This window comes from uncultured Aquabacterium sp., assembly GCF_947366995.1.
Classification (GTDB): Bacteria; Pseudomonadota; Gammaproteobacteria; order Burkholderiales; family Burkholderiaceae_C; genus Aquabacterium.
This window is the reverse complement of record NZ_CANBCC010000088.1, coordinates 1-14421: the sequence shown is the minus strand read 5'-3', so window position 1 is coordinate 14421 and position 14421 is coordinate 1. Positions and strand designations below refer to the sequence as shown.

The 14421-nt window shown below is 65.8% G+C and carries 14 protein-coding genes; 4 read left to right on the top strand and 10 right to left on the bottom strand.

The window, feature by feature from the left end; translation table 11 throughout:
• From Q0Z44_RS16830 to Q0Z44_RS16820, 3 genes are all read right to left on the bottom strand, one after another.
• The coding region (locus Q0Z44_RS16830) for a hypothetical protein (protein ID WP_298014912.1) at positions 1-571 on the bottom strand (571 nt) is incomplete at its 3' end.
• Positions 572-862: 291 nt separating this feature from the next.
• On the bottom strand, positions 863-1294 hold the full coding sequence (locus tag Q0Z44_RS16825; RefSeq protein ID WP_298014910.1) for a DUF1841 family protein: 432 nt from the start codon (positions 1292-1294) through the stop codon (positions 863-865).
• A gap of 6 nt (positions 1295-1300) precedes the next feature.
• Positions 1301-1651: an FKBP-type peptidyl-prolyl cis-trans isomerase gene (locus tag Q0Z44_RS16820; RefSeq protein ID WP_298014908.1), complete on the bottom strand. Its 351-nt coding sequence runs from the start codon at positions 1649-1651 to the stop codon at positions 1301-1303.
• A 112-nt stretch (positions 1652-1763) separates the two neighbouring features.
• Here Q0Z44_RS16820 and Q0Z44_RS16815 point away from each other — a divergent pair, with 112 nt between their 5' ends.
• Positions 1764-2414 (top strand): response regulator, encoded by a 651-nt coding sequence (locus tag Q0Z44_RS16815; RefSeq protein WP_298014906.1) that lies wholly within the window; start codon positions 1764-1766, stop codon positions 2412-2414.
• An 18-nt stretch (positions 2415-2432) separates the two neighbouring features.
• Here the strand turns inward: Q0Z44_RS16815 and urtE are convergent, their stop codons facing one another.
• From urtE to urtA, 5 genes are all read right to left on the bottom strand, one after another.
• Positions 2433-3137 carry an urea ABC transporter ATP-binding subunit UrtE gene (gene urtE, locus Q0Z44_RS16810; protein WP_298014904.1) on the bottom strand — a complete coding sequence of 235 codons (705 nt, stop codon included), beginning with the start codon at positions 3135-3137 and terminating at the stop codon, positions 2433-2435.
• A 15-nt stretch (positions 3138-3152) separates the two neighbouring features.
• Positions 3153-4052, bottom strand: a complete 900-nt coding sequence (gene urtD, locus Q0Z44_RS16805) for an urea ABC transporter ATP-binding protein UrtD (RefSeq protein WP_294637691.1) — start codon at positions 4050-4052, stop codon at positions 3153-3155.
• Positions 4049-5176: an urea ABC transporter permease subunit UrtC gene (gene urtC, locus Q0Z44_RS16800; RefSeq protein ID WP_298014902.1), complete on the bottom strand. Its 1128-nt coding sequence runs from the start codon at positions 5174-5176 to the stop codon at positions 4049-4051. Before urtC ends, urtD begins: the two co-directional genes overlap by 4 nt.
• 22 nt (positions 5177-5198) lie before the next feature.
• Positions 5199-6755: an urea ABC transporter permease subunit UrtB gene (gene urtB / locus Q0Z44_RS16795; protein ID WP_298014916.1), complete on the bottom strand. Its 1557-nt coding sequence runs from the start codon at positions 6753-6755 to the stop codon at positions 5199-5201.
• A 201-nt stretch (positions 6756-6956) separates the two neighbouring features.
• The gene (gene urtA, locus Q0Z44_RS16790; RefSeq protein ID WP_179950619.1) at positions 6957-8234 is read right to left on the bottom strand and encodes an urea ABC transporter substrate-binding protein; all 1278 of its coding nucleotides are present in this window, start codon (positions 8232-8234) and stop codon (positions 6957-6959) included.
• A gap of 148 nt (positions 8235-8382) precedes the next feature.
• On the opposite strand from urtA, the gene Q0Z44_RS16785 reads away from it, so the two are divergent.
• Together Q0Z44_RS16785 and Q0Z44_RS16780 are read left to right on the top strand one after the other, a co-directional pair.
• Positions 8383-9165, top strand: coding sequence for a spermidine synthase (locus Q0Z44_RS16785; RefSeq protein WP_298014900.1), 783 nt, complete (start codon positions 8383-8385; stop codon positions 9163-9165).
• Between the two features lie 14 nt (positions 9166-9179).
• Positions 9180-9701 (top strand): NUDIX domain-containing protein, encoded by a 522-nt coding sequence (locus Q0Z44_RS16780; protein WP_298014898.1) that lies wholly within the window; start codon positions 9180-9182, stop codon positions 9699-9701.
• A gap of 42 nt (positions 9702-9743) precedes the next feature.
• Here Q0Z44_RS16780 and Q0Z44_RS16775 read toward each other — a convergent pair whose 3' ends face one another.
• Together Q0Z44_RS16775 and Q0Z44_RS16770 are read right to left on the bottom strand one after the other, a co-directional pair.
• On the bottom strand, positions 9744-10703 hold the full coding sequence (locus Q0Z44_RS16775; RefSeq protein WP_298014895.1) for a response regulator transcription factor: 960 nt from the start codon (positions 10701-10703) through the stop codon (positions 9744-9746).
• Between the two features lie 18 nt (positions 10704-10721).
• Positions 10722-14273, bottom strand: coding sequence for an ATP-binding protein (locus Q0Z44_RS16770; RefSeq protein ID WP_298014893.1), 3552 nt, complete (start codon positions 14271-14273; stop codon positions 10722-10724).
• A 71-nt stretch (positions 14274-14344) separates the two neighbouring features.
• On the opposite strand from Q0Z44_RS16770, the gene Q0Z44_RS16765 reads away from it, so the two are divergent.
• Positions 14345-14421: urease subunit gamma (locus Q0Z44_RS16765; protein WP_298014914.1), on the top strand; the 77-nt coding region annotated here is incomplete at its 3' end.

Sequence of the window (14421 nt, the reverse complement as noted above, 5' to 3'; positions counted from 1 at the left end):
CCTGCGTCGCGTAGTTCACCGTCACCGGCGTGCTGCTCGGGTTCGACAGCGTCACCGTGTAGGTCACCGTGCCGGCCGCCTCGTTGACGTCGGCCGGGCCGCTGATGATCAGCGTCGGCAGCGACGGCGCAGGCGTCTCCTCGGGCTGGACGAGCGTTGCGGCAAACAGCGGTCGGTTGTCCGCTGTCACGGCAATCGGGGTTTCAGCCGGCCCGCGCGCCGTGCCATAGACAAACGACTGAGGGCCGACCGACTCCACAACGCGGTCCACACGCAGCCCGGGCTGGAAGCCGCCTTCGGCGCCCCCCGTCAGACCTGCGGCTGGCGCCTCTTCATCGGTGGGGCTCTCCAGCGCCTCCAGCGCCCGATCCACGTCCACCGCTTGCGGTTTCGCAGGCTTCGCCGTCACCACCGCGCCGTCCAGGGGAGAGATCTGAACGATCCCATCCGCCTCGGTAACGATCTGCTCGCCGCCCTTCATCTTGTCGCCCACACGGATCGGCGTGAGCTTCCCATCAGGGGCCCGGACAAAGGCAGAGCCCCACACGGCAGTGACAACACCAGCGGACATGGCAAGAATCGGCATGAAGAAACCCAACTTATCGGTCGTGAACCCTCCAAGTGTAGATTCGTGTAACAGTTTCTTGCCGCTGCCAGCCCCCCCGCGATGCAGGCCTAACACCAACTAAATCAGCCAATGGTGTGAGTTTGATCACGTCCACAGCCGACATCGGGCAGTTTGGCTCCTTCAGCCATGCGGACCCACCGGGCCATGCGGCAGCCGCACCCGACAAACGGAGCGCTTCCGGAATTCTGAGGGGGCCGATACAGCGAACGACCGGGGCCGGTCATCCGCCAGAGATCAACGGGTGGCGAGCGCCAGGATGCGGTCGATGTAGGCCGGGCCGTCAAAAGGCTGGCCGAAGCGCTGTGACGCCCACACCATCTCACCCAGTGCTTCCATGGCCTCGTGGTGGGCAGCGTGCAGCGAGCCACGGCGTTCCGCCAGCTTGCCGACCGCCGCTTTGATACCCCGGGGCTGATCGATGCTGACCTGCTCGGTCAGAGACAGATGCATCGACAGGTGAAGAAAGGGATTGGTTCGCCCGTCCTCCACGCTGTACTGCGCCGCAATGGCCGCATCCACGTCACCCAGGTCCACGTGGTACTCCGGGTGTTCGGCGATCCAGTCGGCCGCCTGAGCCTCGAGCGGGGTCAGCGGCATTCCGGCCTGGTGCTTGGACCAGGCCTCACAGAAGAAGCGGCGAACCTGCTCCTGGCTGGGGGCAAACATGCTGCCTCAGACGCCCAGCAGTTCGACTTCGAACTTCAGCGTGGCGTTCGGCGGGATGACGCCGCCCGCACCGCGCGCACCGTAGCCCAATTCGGCCGGAATCACCAGCACGCGCGTGCCGCCCACCTTCATGCCCTGCACGCCCTCGTCCCAGCCGCGGATGACGTGGCCGGCGCCCAGCGGGAACACGAACGGCTGGCCGCGGTCCTTGCTGGAATCGAACTTGGCACCCTGGACGCCGTTCTGATAAAGCCAGCCCGTGTAGTGCACGGAAACGTGGTTGCCAGCCTTGGCTTCGGCCCCGTCGCCCACGACGGTGTCTTCGATTTGCAAGCCGGATGCAGTGGTGATGGGCATGATGAATGTGTCGTTAAGATAGGGGACTGCAGTCTACCTTTCCAGCTCAGGCCTCAGCCGACTCAGGCCTATTCGTGCGCCCAGCCGGGACTGCCGAGTCGGACCAGACCCCATGAACGCGCTCACTCACTCGCCTGAACAGGCTCAAAACACGGTCATTGGCCGCCTGCAGTCCCTCACGCCACGCCAGATGCAGGTCTGCGAGCTGGTCGTCGAAGGCCTGACGAACAAGGAAATTGCCGAGCGGCTCGACATCACGGTGCACACCGTGAAGGTTCACCGCGCCGAAGTGATGCGCCAGATGGGCGTCGATTCGGTGGCCGAACTGGTGCGCGCCGTGATGGCGCCTCAGCCCTTGGAGGGAGGCGCCCCCCTCATTGATGTGGCTCGCCCACTGCGCGTGATTGTCGTCGAAGACCAGGATCTGCTGCGCCAGCTCATGACGCGCAGCCTGAACCAGTTCGGGCACCACGCGGTGGGCGTGCGCAATGGCTACGAACTGGCCGACGAATGGGCCCGCGGCCCGGCTGACATCCTGGTGGTCGACATCGAACTGGGCACGCAGGAAAACGGGCTCGACCTCACCGCCCGCTTCCGCCAGGAAAACGGTTGCGGTGTGATCATCGTCTCGGCACACGGTCGTACTGACGACCGCATTGCGGGCCTGGAGCGCGGTGCCGATGCGTTCTTCGTGAAGCCCGTGAGCTTCAAGGAGCTGCACGCAGCCATCACCAACCTGGGCAAGCGGCTGCGCAAGGCCTGAGCCGCCCTGCCCGCCTGCTCAGATCGACATCAGCTGGCGCACGCCGTCGGTTTCCATGTCGGCACCGCGGCCGCGGCGGATGACCTCGCCGCGCTCCATCACCAGATACTGATCGGCCAGTTCGGCCGCGAAGTCGTAGAACTGCTCGACGAGCACGATGGCCATGCGCTGGCCGTTCAGCCCTTCATCGGCGAGCTTGCGGATGGCCCGCCCGATGTCCTTGATGATGCTGGGCTGGATGCCTTCGGTCGGCTCATCGAGGATCAGCAGCTTCGGGCCAGCCGCCAGGGCACGCGCGATCGCCAACTGCTGCTGTTGCCCGCCAGACAGGTCGCCCCCGCGGCGGTGCAGCATCTGCTTGAGCACGGGAAACAGCTCGAACAGCTGCTCGGGCAGCGGCGTGCTGCCGGGCTTGCTCGCCAGGCCCATCTGCAGGTTCTCGGCCACCGTGAGGCGCCCGAAGATCTCGCGGCCCTGGGGCACATACCCCACGCCCAGTCGCACTCGCTCATAGGGCTTGAGGCGGTCGATCGCCTGACCATCCAGCGTGATGCTGCCCGACTTGATCTGCACCAGGCCCATCAGGCTCTTGAGCAGCGTGGTCTTGCCCACGCCGTTGCGGCCCAGGATGACGGTCACCTCGCCCACCTTGGCCTCGAAATCCAGCCCGCGCAGAATGTGCGAGCCGCCGTAGTACTGGTTGACGGCTTCAATCTTCAGCATGTCGTTCTCTCCTGATCAGCGTCCGAGGTAGACCTCGACGACCTTGTCGTTGGCCTGCACCTCGGCGAGCGTGCCTTCGGCCAGCACGCTGCCCTCGTGCAGCACCGTGACCTTCTTCTTGCCTGCGGTGGCGCCCTGGGTGGTGAGTTCGTGGATGAACTTCATGTCGTGCTCGACCACCACCAGCGAGTGCGCGCCTTCCAATGACAGGAACAGCTCGGCCGTGCGCTCGGTCTCTTCATCCGTCATGCCGGCCACGGGCTCGTCCAACAGCAGCAGCTTGGGGTCCTGCATCAGCAGCATGCCGATCTCCAGCCACTGCTTCTGCCCGTGCGACAACAGGCCGGCGGTGCGCTGCGCCTGGTTCTTCAGGTGGATGAGTTGCAGCATGGCGCCGATGCGATCCAGCTGCTCGCCACTGAGCTTGAAGAACACCGAGGCACGTGCACGGCGGTCGGCCTTGAGCGCCAGCTCCAGGTTCTCGAACACGCTCAGGTGCTCGAACACCGTGGGCTTCTGGAACTTGCGACCGATGCCGATCTGGGCAATCTCGCTTTCGCGTTTCTTCAGCAGGTCGATGGTCGAGCCGAAGAAGGCCGTGCCGCTGTCGGGTCGCGTCTTGCCGGTGATCACGTCCATCATCGTGGTCTTGCCCGCCCCGTTGGGGCCGATGATGCAGCGCATCTCCCCCACGGCGATGTCCAGGCTCAGCTTGTTGAGGGCCTTGAAGCCGTCGAAGCTCACCTCGATGTCGTCCAGGTACAGGATCGACCCGTGAGCCAGGTCCACCCGATCGGGGTCATCCACGACACGGCCGTAGCTGGCCTCGCGGCCGCCCGATTCTCCCGCGTTGGTGGGCGTCTTGTAGGCACGGGCCAGCGCCTGCGTGCCGGCTTCCATCAGATCCGGGGTCATGCCTTCACCTCAGCTTGCTTGTTGAACAGCTTCTTCACGCCGCCGACGATGCCGTCCGGCAGGAACAGGGTCACCACCACGAAGAGCAGGCCCAGGAAGTACAGCCAGAACTCGGGGAAGGCCACGGTGAACCAGCTCTTGGCGCCGTTGACGAAGAAGGCGCCGATGATCGGGCCGATCAGCGTGGCACGCCCGCCGACCGCGGTCCAGATGGCGATCTCGATGGAGGCCGCCGCGGACATCTCGCTGGGGTTGATGATGCCGACCTGCGGGACATACAGCGCCCCGGCGATCGCGCACATCACAGCCGAAATCGTCCAGATGGTGAGCTTGTAGGCCAGCGGGTTGTAACCGCAGAACATGACGCGGTTCTCGGCATCACGGATGGCCTGGAGCACGCGGCCGAACTTGGTGTTCACCAGCCAACGGGCCATCAGGTAGAAGCCGATCAGGGTCAGCCCGGTCAGCACGAACAGCACCATGCGGGTGGATGGCTGTGCCAGCGGGATGTCGAGGATGCGCTTGAAGTCGGTGAAGCCGTTGTTGCCGCCGAAACCGGTTTCATTGCGGAAGAACAGCAGCATGGCCGCGAACGTCATCGCCTGGGTGATGATCGAGAAGTACACGCCCTTGATGCGGCTGCGGAAGGCAAAGAAGCCGAAAACAAAGGCGAGCAAACCCGGCACCAGCACCACCAGCAGCATCTGGCCAATGAAGCTCTCACTCAGCGTCCAGTGCCAGGGCACGGTCTTCCAGTCCAAAAAGACCATGAAGTCCGGGATGTCGGCGCCGTAGCTGCCGTCACGGCCGATCTGGCGCATCAGGTACATGCCCATGCCATAGCCCCCCAGAGCAAAGAACAGCCCGTGGCCCAGCGACAGGATGCCGGTGTAGCCCCAGATCAGGTCCATGGCCAGCGCGCAGATGGCGTAGCACATGATCTTGCCGATCAGAGCGACCGCGTAGTCCGACAGGTGGAAGGCCGAGCCGGCCGGCACCAGCATGTTGAGCACCGGGGCCAGCACGACCACCGTGATCACGGCGGCCATCAGGGCGGTCCAGCCCTTGGGGCCCAGCGCGCTGCGGGGCACCGCAACACCGGCCGCAGGCAAAGGGGAAGTCATCACTGCACTCATTGTTTTCTCCTCAGGCTTCGGCGCTGCGGCCCTTCATGGCGAACAGACCTTGCGGGCGCTTCTGGATGAAGATCACCACGATGACCAGCACCATGATCTTCGCCAGCACGGCACCCGACCAGCCTTCCAGCAGCTTGTTCACCATGCCCAGGCCCATGGCTGCATACACGGTGCCCGCCAGCTGGCCCACGCCACCGGTCACCACCACCATGAACGAATCGACGATGTAGTTCTGCCCCAGATCCGGCCCCACGTTGCCGATCTGCGAAAGCGCACACCCGGCCAGGCCCGCAATGCCCGCCCCCAGCGAGAACGCCATCGTGTCGACCTTCGCGGTGTTGACGCCGACGCACGAGGCCATCGGGCGGTTCTGGGTGACGCTGCGCACGAACAGGCCAAGTCGGGTCTTCGCGATCAGCAGCGTGATGCCGAGCAGCACCAGGCCGGCAAACGCGATGATGGCCAGGCGGTTGTAGGGCAAGGTCAGGTTGCTCAGCACCTCGAAGCCGCCCGACATCCAGTTGGGGTTCTCGACCTGCACGTTCTGCGCGCCGAACACCGACCGCACGGCCTGCATCAGGATGAGGCTGATGCCCCAGGACGCCAGCAGGGTCTCGAGTGGGCGGCCATACAGGAAGCGGAACACGCCGCGCTCGAGCACCGCCCCGACCGCAGCGGCAGCCAGGAAGGACGCCGGCACGGCCAGCAGGATGTACCAGTCAAAGAACTGCGGCAGGTGATGCCGGAACAGGTTTTGAATAACGAACGTGGCGTAGGCACCGATCATCATCAGCTCGCCGTGCGCCATGTTGATCACGCCCATCAGCCCGTAGGTGATGGCCAGGCCCAGTGCCGCCAGCAGCAGGATCGAGCCCAGACTGACGCCGGTGAACAGCACGCCGGCGTACTCGCCCCAGGCCAGCTTGCGGTTGATGGCGTCCAGTTCGGCCTGCAGCGCGCCGCGCACGGCGGCATCCGTTTCGCCACCATCGGCCAGGCGCTCCATCAGCAGCGCGCGGGCCTCGGGGCTGGCGCGCTCGCCCAATGCACGTGCAGCCTCAATGCGGCGCGCAGCGTCAGTGGCCGTCAACAGCGCCTTCGCGCGCACCATCTCCAGTTGCGCCTTCAGACGGGCATCTTGCTCGCTGGCCAGGGCCTTGTCGATCACGGCCAGCTTCGATTCATCGGCCGCGTTGCTCAGGGCCTCGATGGCGCTGGCCCGCTCGGCCGGATCCGTTGAGCTGAGCTTGCCCGCGGCCAGGGCCGCCTCGATCTCGCTGGACATCCGGTTGTTGTTGACCACGTCCTCGGCGTCGTCGGGCAGCTTCGCGGGCTGGCCCGATGCGGCTTCGCGGGCGGTGTCGCCCTCGACGATGTAGGCGCGGTTGCCGGCCACCTTCACACTGTCGGCGGCCAGCGCCTCCAGAAAGGCGGGCAGGCCCGGGTCGTTCTTCACCACCAGCAGCTGCAGGGCGGCAATGCGCGCATCGTTGTCTCCAGCGGCCACGGCGTAGGCCTCGTCAGGGGTCAGCGCGTGGGCACTCTGGCAGCCCAGCAAGGCGGCCATCAGGGCGGCGCTCAGCCAGCGGGTCAGGCTGGGGCGACGGCAGGTCGATGCGGCGTCTGGTGTCTTCACAGGCATTCCAGTCATGTCGTTGTCGGCGGCAAAAAAACGCCCCCTGGGGTTACCCCCCAAGGGGCGAACCGCTCTGCTTCTTGGTTCATCCCGTCGTCAAAAGGCGGGGACGGGCACCCGCCTGATCTCGCCTTACTTGGCTTCCGGCTCGTCCTTCTTCTTGTCGTTTCCGGGGATGTAGGGGCTCCAGGGCTGGGCCTTGACCGGGCCCGGGGTCTTCCAGACCACCTTGAACTGGCCGTCGGCCTTCACCTCGCCGATGAACACCGGCTTGTGCAGGTGGTGGTTCTTCTCGTCCATCTTGGACATGAAGCCACCCGGCGCCGGGAAGGTCTGGCCGGCCATCGCGGCAATCACCTTGTCCACATCGGTGGTGCCGGCCTTCTTGACGGCCTGGGCCCACATGTTGATGCCGATGTAGGTGGCTTCCATCGGGTCGTTGGTCAGCGGCTTGTCCTTGTGGCCGGCGATGTTCTTGGCCTTGGCATAAGCCGACCACTTCTTGATGAACTCGGTGTTGGCCGGGCTCTTGACGCTCATGAAGTAGTTCCAGGCAGCCAGGTGGCCGACCAGCGGCTTGGTGTCCACGCCGCGCAGTTCTTCTTCACCCACCGAGAAGGCCACCACGGGCACGTCCTTGGCCTTCAGACCCTGGTTGCCCAGTTCCTTGTAGAAGGGCACGTTCGAGTCGCCGTTGATGGTCGAGACCACGGCCGTCTTCTTGCCTTCGGAAGCGAACTTCTTGATCTTGGCAATGATGGTCTGGTAGTCGGAGTGGCCGAAGGGGGTGTACTCCTCCATGATGTCGGCCTCGGCCACACCCTTGGACTTCAGGAAGGCGCGCAGGATCTTGTTGGTGGTCCGGGGGTACACATAGTCGGTGCCCAGCAGCACGAAGCGCTTGGCCGAGCCGCCGTCCTTGCTCATCAGGTATTCCACGGCGGGAATGGCCTGCTGGTTGGGCGCGGCGCCGGTGTAGAACACGTTCTTCTCGAGCTCTTCACCTTCGTACTGCACGGGGTAGAACAGCAGGCCGTTGTTCTCCTTGTAGACCGGCAGCACCGACTTGCGCGACACCGAGGTCCAGCAGCCGAAGGTCACGGCCACCTTGTCCTGGGTCAGCAGCTGCTTGGCCTTCTCGGCGAACAGCGGCCAGTTCGAAGCGGGGTCGACCACCACCGGCTCGAGCTTCTTGCCAAGCAGGCCGCCCTTGGCGTTGATCTCGTCGATCGCCATCAGCACGGTGTCCTTCAGAACCGTTTCCGAGATGGCCATGGTGCCGGACAACGAGTGCAGCACGCCGACCTTGATGGTGTCGGCAGCCGAGGCCATGGTGCTGAAGGCCAGGCCGGCGACGCCCAGGGCGACAGCGGACAGGGACTGGACGGCGCTACGACGCGAGATGTTCATGTGAAGGCGCTCCTTTGAAGCGGTGGGTTGAACGTGAACAAGGGGAACCGGGTTCTGATCCGAGGCGCCCTGTGGGGCCCTTGTGTGATCAGATGGGTTCAGTGTGCCGAGGGGGCTCCGAAGGCGGAATACGCCACATGGCGTATCGGTGCGCCCCTCCTACAATGGCCAGCCCATCGACCGCCCGCCGCCCATGCCCGACCAACCCCGGCTGCACACGAACAGCCAGACTGTGACCCTCAGCTTCGAGGGCACCCTGATCCAGAGCTGCATGCGCGTGGCCGACCCGGATGACCTGGTGCTGGACTACACCCGCACCATGATGGGCGCCCTGCTCTTCAACCCCAAGCCGCGCCGCGTGCTGATGATCGGACTGGGTGGGGGCTCGATGCTCAAGTACCTGCACCGCCACGTGCCCGAGGCCGACCTGACCGTGGTCGAGATCAGCCAGAGCGTGATCGACCTGCGCGACGCCTTCCACATCCCGCCGGATGACGACCGCCTGCACACGGTGTGCGACGACGGCGCGAAGTTCGTGGCCAGGCCACCGCACGCCTACGACCTGATCCTCGTCGACGGCTTCACGGGCGAAGGCATTGCCGAGCCGCTGTGCTCGCGCAGCTTCTACAACCACTGCCGCAAGGCGCTGACACCCGAGGGCATGCTGGTGGCCAATGTGCAGGCTGATACGGACCAGACCCGCGAGATCGGCAAGCGGCTGTTCAAGGCCTTCGCGGGCTCGATGATCTCGGTGTTGTCCGACGAAGGCGGCAACGACATCGTGACCGCCGGGCCGCGGCACCTGTTCGAGCAGTGCCGGGCGGATTTCGAGGGGCACTGGGAGGCACTCGGTTCAGCGCACCAGGCCACGCTGGCCGTGACGTCGCAGCGCATCCAGCGGGCGCTGATCAAGGGATTTCCGATCGGGTGACGCTATGCTGCGCCATGACCTTCCGCTTCTGCCCCCAATGCGCCTCACCGCTGTCTGACGAACACGTCGACGGCGCGCAGCGCCTGCGCTGCCCGGACACCGCCTGCGGCTTCGTCCACTGGGACAACCCGGTGCCGGTGGTCGCGGCCATCGTCGAGCACGACGGCCACATCATTCTGGCGCGCAACGCGGCCTGGCCCGTGCCCTTCTATGCGCTGATCACCGGCTTCCTGGAAAAGCACGACCCAAGCCCGGAAGAAGCCGTGCTGCGCGAGGTAAAGGAAGAGCTGGGCCTCGACGCCATAGAGCCGGCCACGTTCGTCGGGCACTACGCCTTCCCGAAGAAGAACCAGATCATCCTGGCCTACCACGTGAAGGCCACCGGCACGATCGTGCTCAATGAGGAACTGGTGGACTACAAGCGCATCGAGCCCGCCCGTGCACGCTATTGGCCCGCGGCCACCGGCCTTGCCCTGCGAGACTGGCTGCTGAGTCAGGGCCACACGCCAGAGGCACTGGAGTTGCCGAAGCTCTGAACCAGCCGCGTCGGGCTGCGGGTGGGTGTCTCGCCAGCGCCGTCAGCGGGCCTTGAGCTGCGCCACCCGGCTCATGGCCAGCCCTGCAGCCGCCGTGCGCGTCTCCACCCCCAGCTTGGCAAAGATGTGCTCCAGCTGCTTCTTGACGGTGGCCGGGCTGCTGCCCAGGATGTCACCGATGTCGCGGTTGGTCTTGCCCTTGACGACCCAGTACAGCACCTCCCCTTCGCGCGTGGTCAGCTTGAATTCCTGGCTCAGCGCTTCCATCGCAGCCTGGTCGGAGCTTTCCTGCATCACCAGCAGCCACTCGTCTTCGCCGGTGGGCTGGTGTAGCGCAAAGCTCAGCCGCCGGCTGCCCTGGTTCACCACCCACGCGGGCGGCACGGGCGGGGCCTCGCCGCGGTCGATGGCCTGGGCCATGCGCGGCGCATGCAGGCGCAACCAGTCGGCCAGCTCGGCCGGCGCGGCCGTCTCCGGCACATCGAAGAAGGCCTGCATCAGCTTGCGCGCCAGCGGCGTCTGCCAAAGGATGCGTCCGTCCGGCACGCGCACCGTCATCGAGGCATGCCCGAAGGCATCGAGCGCATTGCGCGCCTGCCGGGCCTGCCGGGCACTCTGCATGTGGGCCTCGATGCGGGCCATCACTTCGCGAGGTCGGATGGGCTTGACGACGTAATCGACACCACCGGCCTGGAAAGCCGCCACCACATGCTCGGTCTCGCTCAGGCCGGTCATGAAGACGATGGGGATGTGGCTGGTTTCGGCGGTGGCCTTCAGACACCGGGCCACTTCGAATCCGTCCATGCCGGGCATGACGGCATCCAGCAGGATGATGTCGGGCACCATCTGCGAAGCCCGTTGCAGCGCGGCCTCGCCGTGGGTGGCCACCAGCACGGTGTAGCCGGCTTCGTCCAGCGCATCGTGCAGCAAGGAGAGGTTGTCCGGCACGTCGTCCACGATGAGGACGACGTCGGTACGGCTGCGGTCGAGTGTCTCCAGCATCGGTTCAGGCTCTGTGCATCACGGCGCCGATTGTGCCTGCGCCAGCGCCTCACGCAGGCTCGAGGCCATGGCATCGAGCTGAAACTGGCGGGCCATCGTCCGCATGCGCTGCACAAAGGCCTCGCAGGCCGGCTCGTCGGCGGCCATCTGGTCAAGCGCCTGGTGCACGCCACGCATGTAGCCCGTGTGCACCTGATCCTCCAGCCGGCGCAGCGCCTCGCGAGAAGGCAGCGCGGCAGCCGACGCAGCAGGTGGATGCGGCGTGTTCGAGACGGCTGACGGCGCGCGCTCAGTCGCGGACTCGATCCACTGCAGCGCCAGCCTGCGCCCCAGCCAGTCCAGCAGCTCGCTCACACGCACCGGCTTGACGATGAAGTCGTCGGGCGTGATGCCAACGTCGTTTTCCAGCGCCTTGTCGAACGCATTGGCGGACACGATGGCCGCCGGCGCGTCGCACAGGCGCTGCTCGCGAATGGCGCGCAACGTGTCCCAGCCATCCAGACCGGGCATGGCCAGGTCCATGAAGATGGCGTGCGGCAATGCCAGCGGTGGTGTGGCACGCAACTGCGCGAGGCACGCCACGCCGGACGGCAGCGGTGTGACCTCGAAGCCCAGCGGCTCCAGAATGCGGACCAGCAGGCCGCGGTCGGCCTCCTCGTTGTCCACCACCCAGACGCGCCGGCGCTCACCCACATAGCCCGTACGCTGCCCCTTGCGCGACGCCGCCTGCGCCAGCCCGGCCACCCGCACCTGCGGCAAGAACAGGCGGATGCTGAAGGTCGTGCCGACGCCCGGGGCGCTCTGCACCCTCATCTCGCCGCCCATGAGGTCGGTCAGCATCTTGCTGATGGTGAGCCCCAGCCCGGTGCCACTGGCCGAGCTGCCCGCGGCCGATGACCCCCGCGCGAACGGCTCGAACACCTTGTCGAGCTCTTCCTGCGCGATCCCCGGACCGGTATCGGTGATGTCGATCTGGGCAATCTCGCGTGCGTATCGCACCTTGAAGCACACCTCGCCGGTGTGCGTGAACTTCACCGCGTTGCCCAGCACGTTGATGAGGATCTGGCGCACACGCCGCTCGTCGGCCCGCACCACGTCGGGCAGCCCAGGGTCGATGTCGGCCACGAAACGCAGCTGCTTGGCGCGCGCCTCGGGCTCGATGAGGCTCACCATCTGATGCAGCAGTTCGGGCAGCCGCACCGGCTTCACATCCAGCGTCAGCTTGCCGCTCTCGATGCGCGCGATGTCGAGCGTGCCCTCGATCAGCGACAGCAGGTGGTCGCCGCCGCGTTTGATGACGCCGACCGCGTGCTTGACGTGCTCGGGCAGCTTCTCGTCTTCATCGAGCAACTGGGCATAGCCGAGGATGCCGTTGAGCGGTGTGCGCAGCTCGTGGCTGATGGTCGAGATGTAGCGGCTCTTGGCCAGGTTGGCCTGCTCAGCCGTCTGCTTTGCCTGCTGCAGCTTCTCGTCGGTGACGCGGTGGGACGCGATCTCGCGCACCAGCAGATGGGTCTGCCGGTTCGACTCTTCCTGGGCCACCTGGCGGCTCTTGTGCGTCAGTACCACCCACCACGCCACCACACCCACGATCAACACCAACGCGGCAAATACCTTGGTGAAGGCCTGCTGAAGCAACTGGGCCGGCTCCATCGCGGTGGGCACGATGCTGTCCAGCTCACGCAACTGCTGCTGGAACACGAGGCCGAACAGCGCGCCCAGCAAGCCCGTGAGCACCAGCATCACCACCAGGAACTGGCCTAGTTCGGTGTCCACCTGTTGCCACAGGCGATCGGGCAGCAGCCGCCGGCCAAGCGCACGCCACTGCACGGCCCAGCGCGCATGCGGCTTGCACAGGTCCTGGCAGCGCGCATCGAGAGAACAGCACAACGAGCAGATGAAACCCTGGTAGGCGGGGCACTGTGCCACGTCATCTGTTTCGTACTCGCGCTCGCACACGGTGCAGCGGTGCAGCGCGCGCAGACGGATCACCTTGCTCAGCGGTCGCCCGGCCTGGCCACCAGCCAGCTCTAAGCCTCCCGCTGACATATCCGGCTCGGACTCGAGCCGCATGCGCGCCAGGTAATAGCGCCCCCGAGTTGCCCACGCAATAAGGGGCGAGGCAACAAACGCCACCACCATGGCGATGACGGCGGAAAACGCCTGAGCCAGCTCACCCAGCAGGCCCACATGCGCCAGGATGGACATCAGCGAGGCCAAACCCATGGCGCCCACGCCGACCGGATTGATGTCGTACAGGTAGGCCCGCTTGAACTCGATGCCAGGCGGCGACCAGCCCATGGGCTTGTTGATGACCAGATCCGCCACCACCGCCATGATCCACGCGATGGCGATGTTGCCGTACAGCCCGAGCACCTTGCCCAGCGCCTGGAAGAGGTTCAACTCCATCAACAGCAAGGCGATCACCGTGTTGAACACCACCCACACCACCCGCCCGGGGTGGCTGTGCGTGACCCGAGCAAAGAAGTTCGACCATGCCAGCGAACCCGCATAGGCGTTGGTCACGTTGATCTTGATCTGCGAAACCACCACGAACAGCGCCACGGCCGCGATCGCCCAGCGCTGGTCAGGAAAGACCTTCTCCCACGCCACCAGGTACATCTGGTTCGGGTCCAGCGCCCGCTCGACCGGCACGGCGAAGCTCATGGCCAGCCAGGCCAGCAAGGCGCCGCCCAGCATCTTCAGCACGCCGGGAATCACCCAGCCCGGCCCACCCACAAACACCGAGGCCCACCAGCGCGCGCGCTGCCCGGGCCGCACCTCCGGCATGAAGCGCAGGTAGTCGGCCTGCTCGCCCATCTGCGTGATCAGCGCCACCCCCACCGTCAGCGCCGCACCGAAGCCCAGCACGCTGAAGGCGCCCTGCTGCCCGTCGGCGCCCGCATAGCCGGCCAGGTCATGCAGGATCGTCGGGTGATCCTGAAAGACGAAGACATACGGCACCACCAGCATCACCAGCCACAAAGGCAGCGTGAACAGCTGCAGCCGGCTGATGGTCGTCACCCCGTGGGTGACCAGCGGGATCACCACCAGCGCGCAGACCAGGTAACCCCAGGCCGGGGGGATGTCGAAGGCAAGCTCCAGCGCATAGGCCATCACGGCGGCCTCGAGCGCAAAGAAGATGAACGTGAAGCTCGCGTAGATCAGCGAGGTGATGGTCGAGCCGATGTAGCCAAAACCCGCGCCGCGCGTCAGCAGGTCCATGTCCACGCCATGGCGGGCGGCATAGACGCTGATCGGCCAGCCTGCCAGCAGGATGATCAGCCCCGTGGCCAGAATGGCCCAGAAGGCGTTGAGGAAGCCATGCTCGACCAGCAAGGCGGCCCCCACCGCTTCAAGCACCAGGAACGACGAGGCCCCGAACGCGGTGTTCGCCACACGCCAGTCGCTCCAGCGGCGCGCCGAGCGGGGCGTGAAGCGCAGGGCATAGTCTTCCAGCGTCTCGGTGGCCACCCAGGTGTTGTAGTCGCGTCGCACCTTGACGACACGCTGCAGCGCCTCGCCGGGCGCCGCGTTCAGGGCTGGACTGTTTTGGTCTGGGTCTTGCATAGTGAAGGATCAAGCCGGCCTGACACCGCAATTTCAGTGCCGCAGCCCCGCCTGGCTCCACACGAGACACCATGGAACTGACCCCTCGCGAAAAAGACAAGCTGCTGATCTTCACCGCCGCCCTGCTGGCCGAGCGCCGCAAGGCCCG

Excerpts from the sequence above, each read along its gene's own strand:
- Q0Z44_RS16825 (WP_298014910.1), bottom strand. The coding sequence starts at position 1,294 with ATGTTTGCCCCCAGCCAGGAGCAGGTTCGCCGCTTCTTCTGTGAGGCC.
- Q0Z44_RS16820 (WP_298014908.1), bottom strand. The coding sequence starts at position 1,651 with ATGCCCATCACCACTGCATCCGGCTTGCAAATCGAAGACACCGTCGTG.
- Q0Z44_RS16815 (WP_298014906.1), top strand. The coding sequence starts at position 1,764 with ATGAACGCGCTCACTCACTCGCCTGAACAGGCTCAAAACACGGTCATT.
- urtE (WP_298014904.1), bottom strand. The coding sequence starts at position 3,137 with ATGCTGAAGATTGAAGCCGTCAACCAGTACTACGGCGGCTCGCACATT.
- urtD (WP_294637691.1), bottom strand. The coding sequence starts at position 4,052 with ATGACCCCGGATCTGATGGAAGCCGGCACGCAGGCGCTGGCCCGTGCC.
- urtC (WP_298014902.1), bottom strand. The coding sequence starts at position 5,176 with ATGACTTCCCCTTTGCCTGCGGCCGGTGTTGCGGTGCCCCGCAGCGCG.
- urtB (WP_298014916.1), bottom strand. The coding sequence starts at position 6,755 with ATGGCCGCCTTGCTGGGCTGCCAGAGTGCCCACGCGCTGACCCCTGAC.
- urtA (WP_179950619.1), bottom strand. The coding sequence starts at position 8,234 with ATGAACATCTCGCGTCGTAGCGCCGTCCAGTCCCTGTCCGCTGTCGCC.
- Q0Z44_RS16780 (WP_298014898.1), top strand. The coding sequence starts at position 9,180 with ATGACCTTCCGCTTCTGCCCCCAATGCGCCTCACCGCTGTCTGACGAA.
- Q0Z44_RS16775 (WP_298014895.1), bottom strand. The coding sequence starts at position 10,703 with ATGCTGGAGACACTCGACCGCAGCCGTACCGACGTCGTCCTCATCGTG.
- Q0Z44_RS16770 (WP_298014893.1), bottom strand. The coding sequence starts at position 14,273 with ATGCAAGACCCAGACCAAAACAGTCCAGCCCTGAACGCGGCGCCCGGC.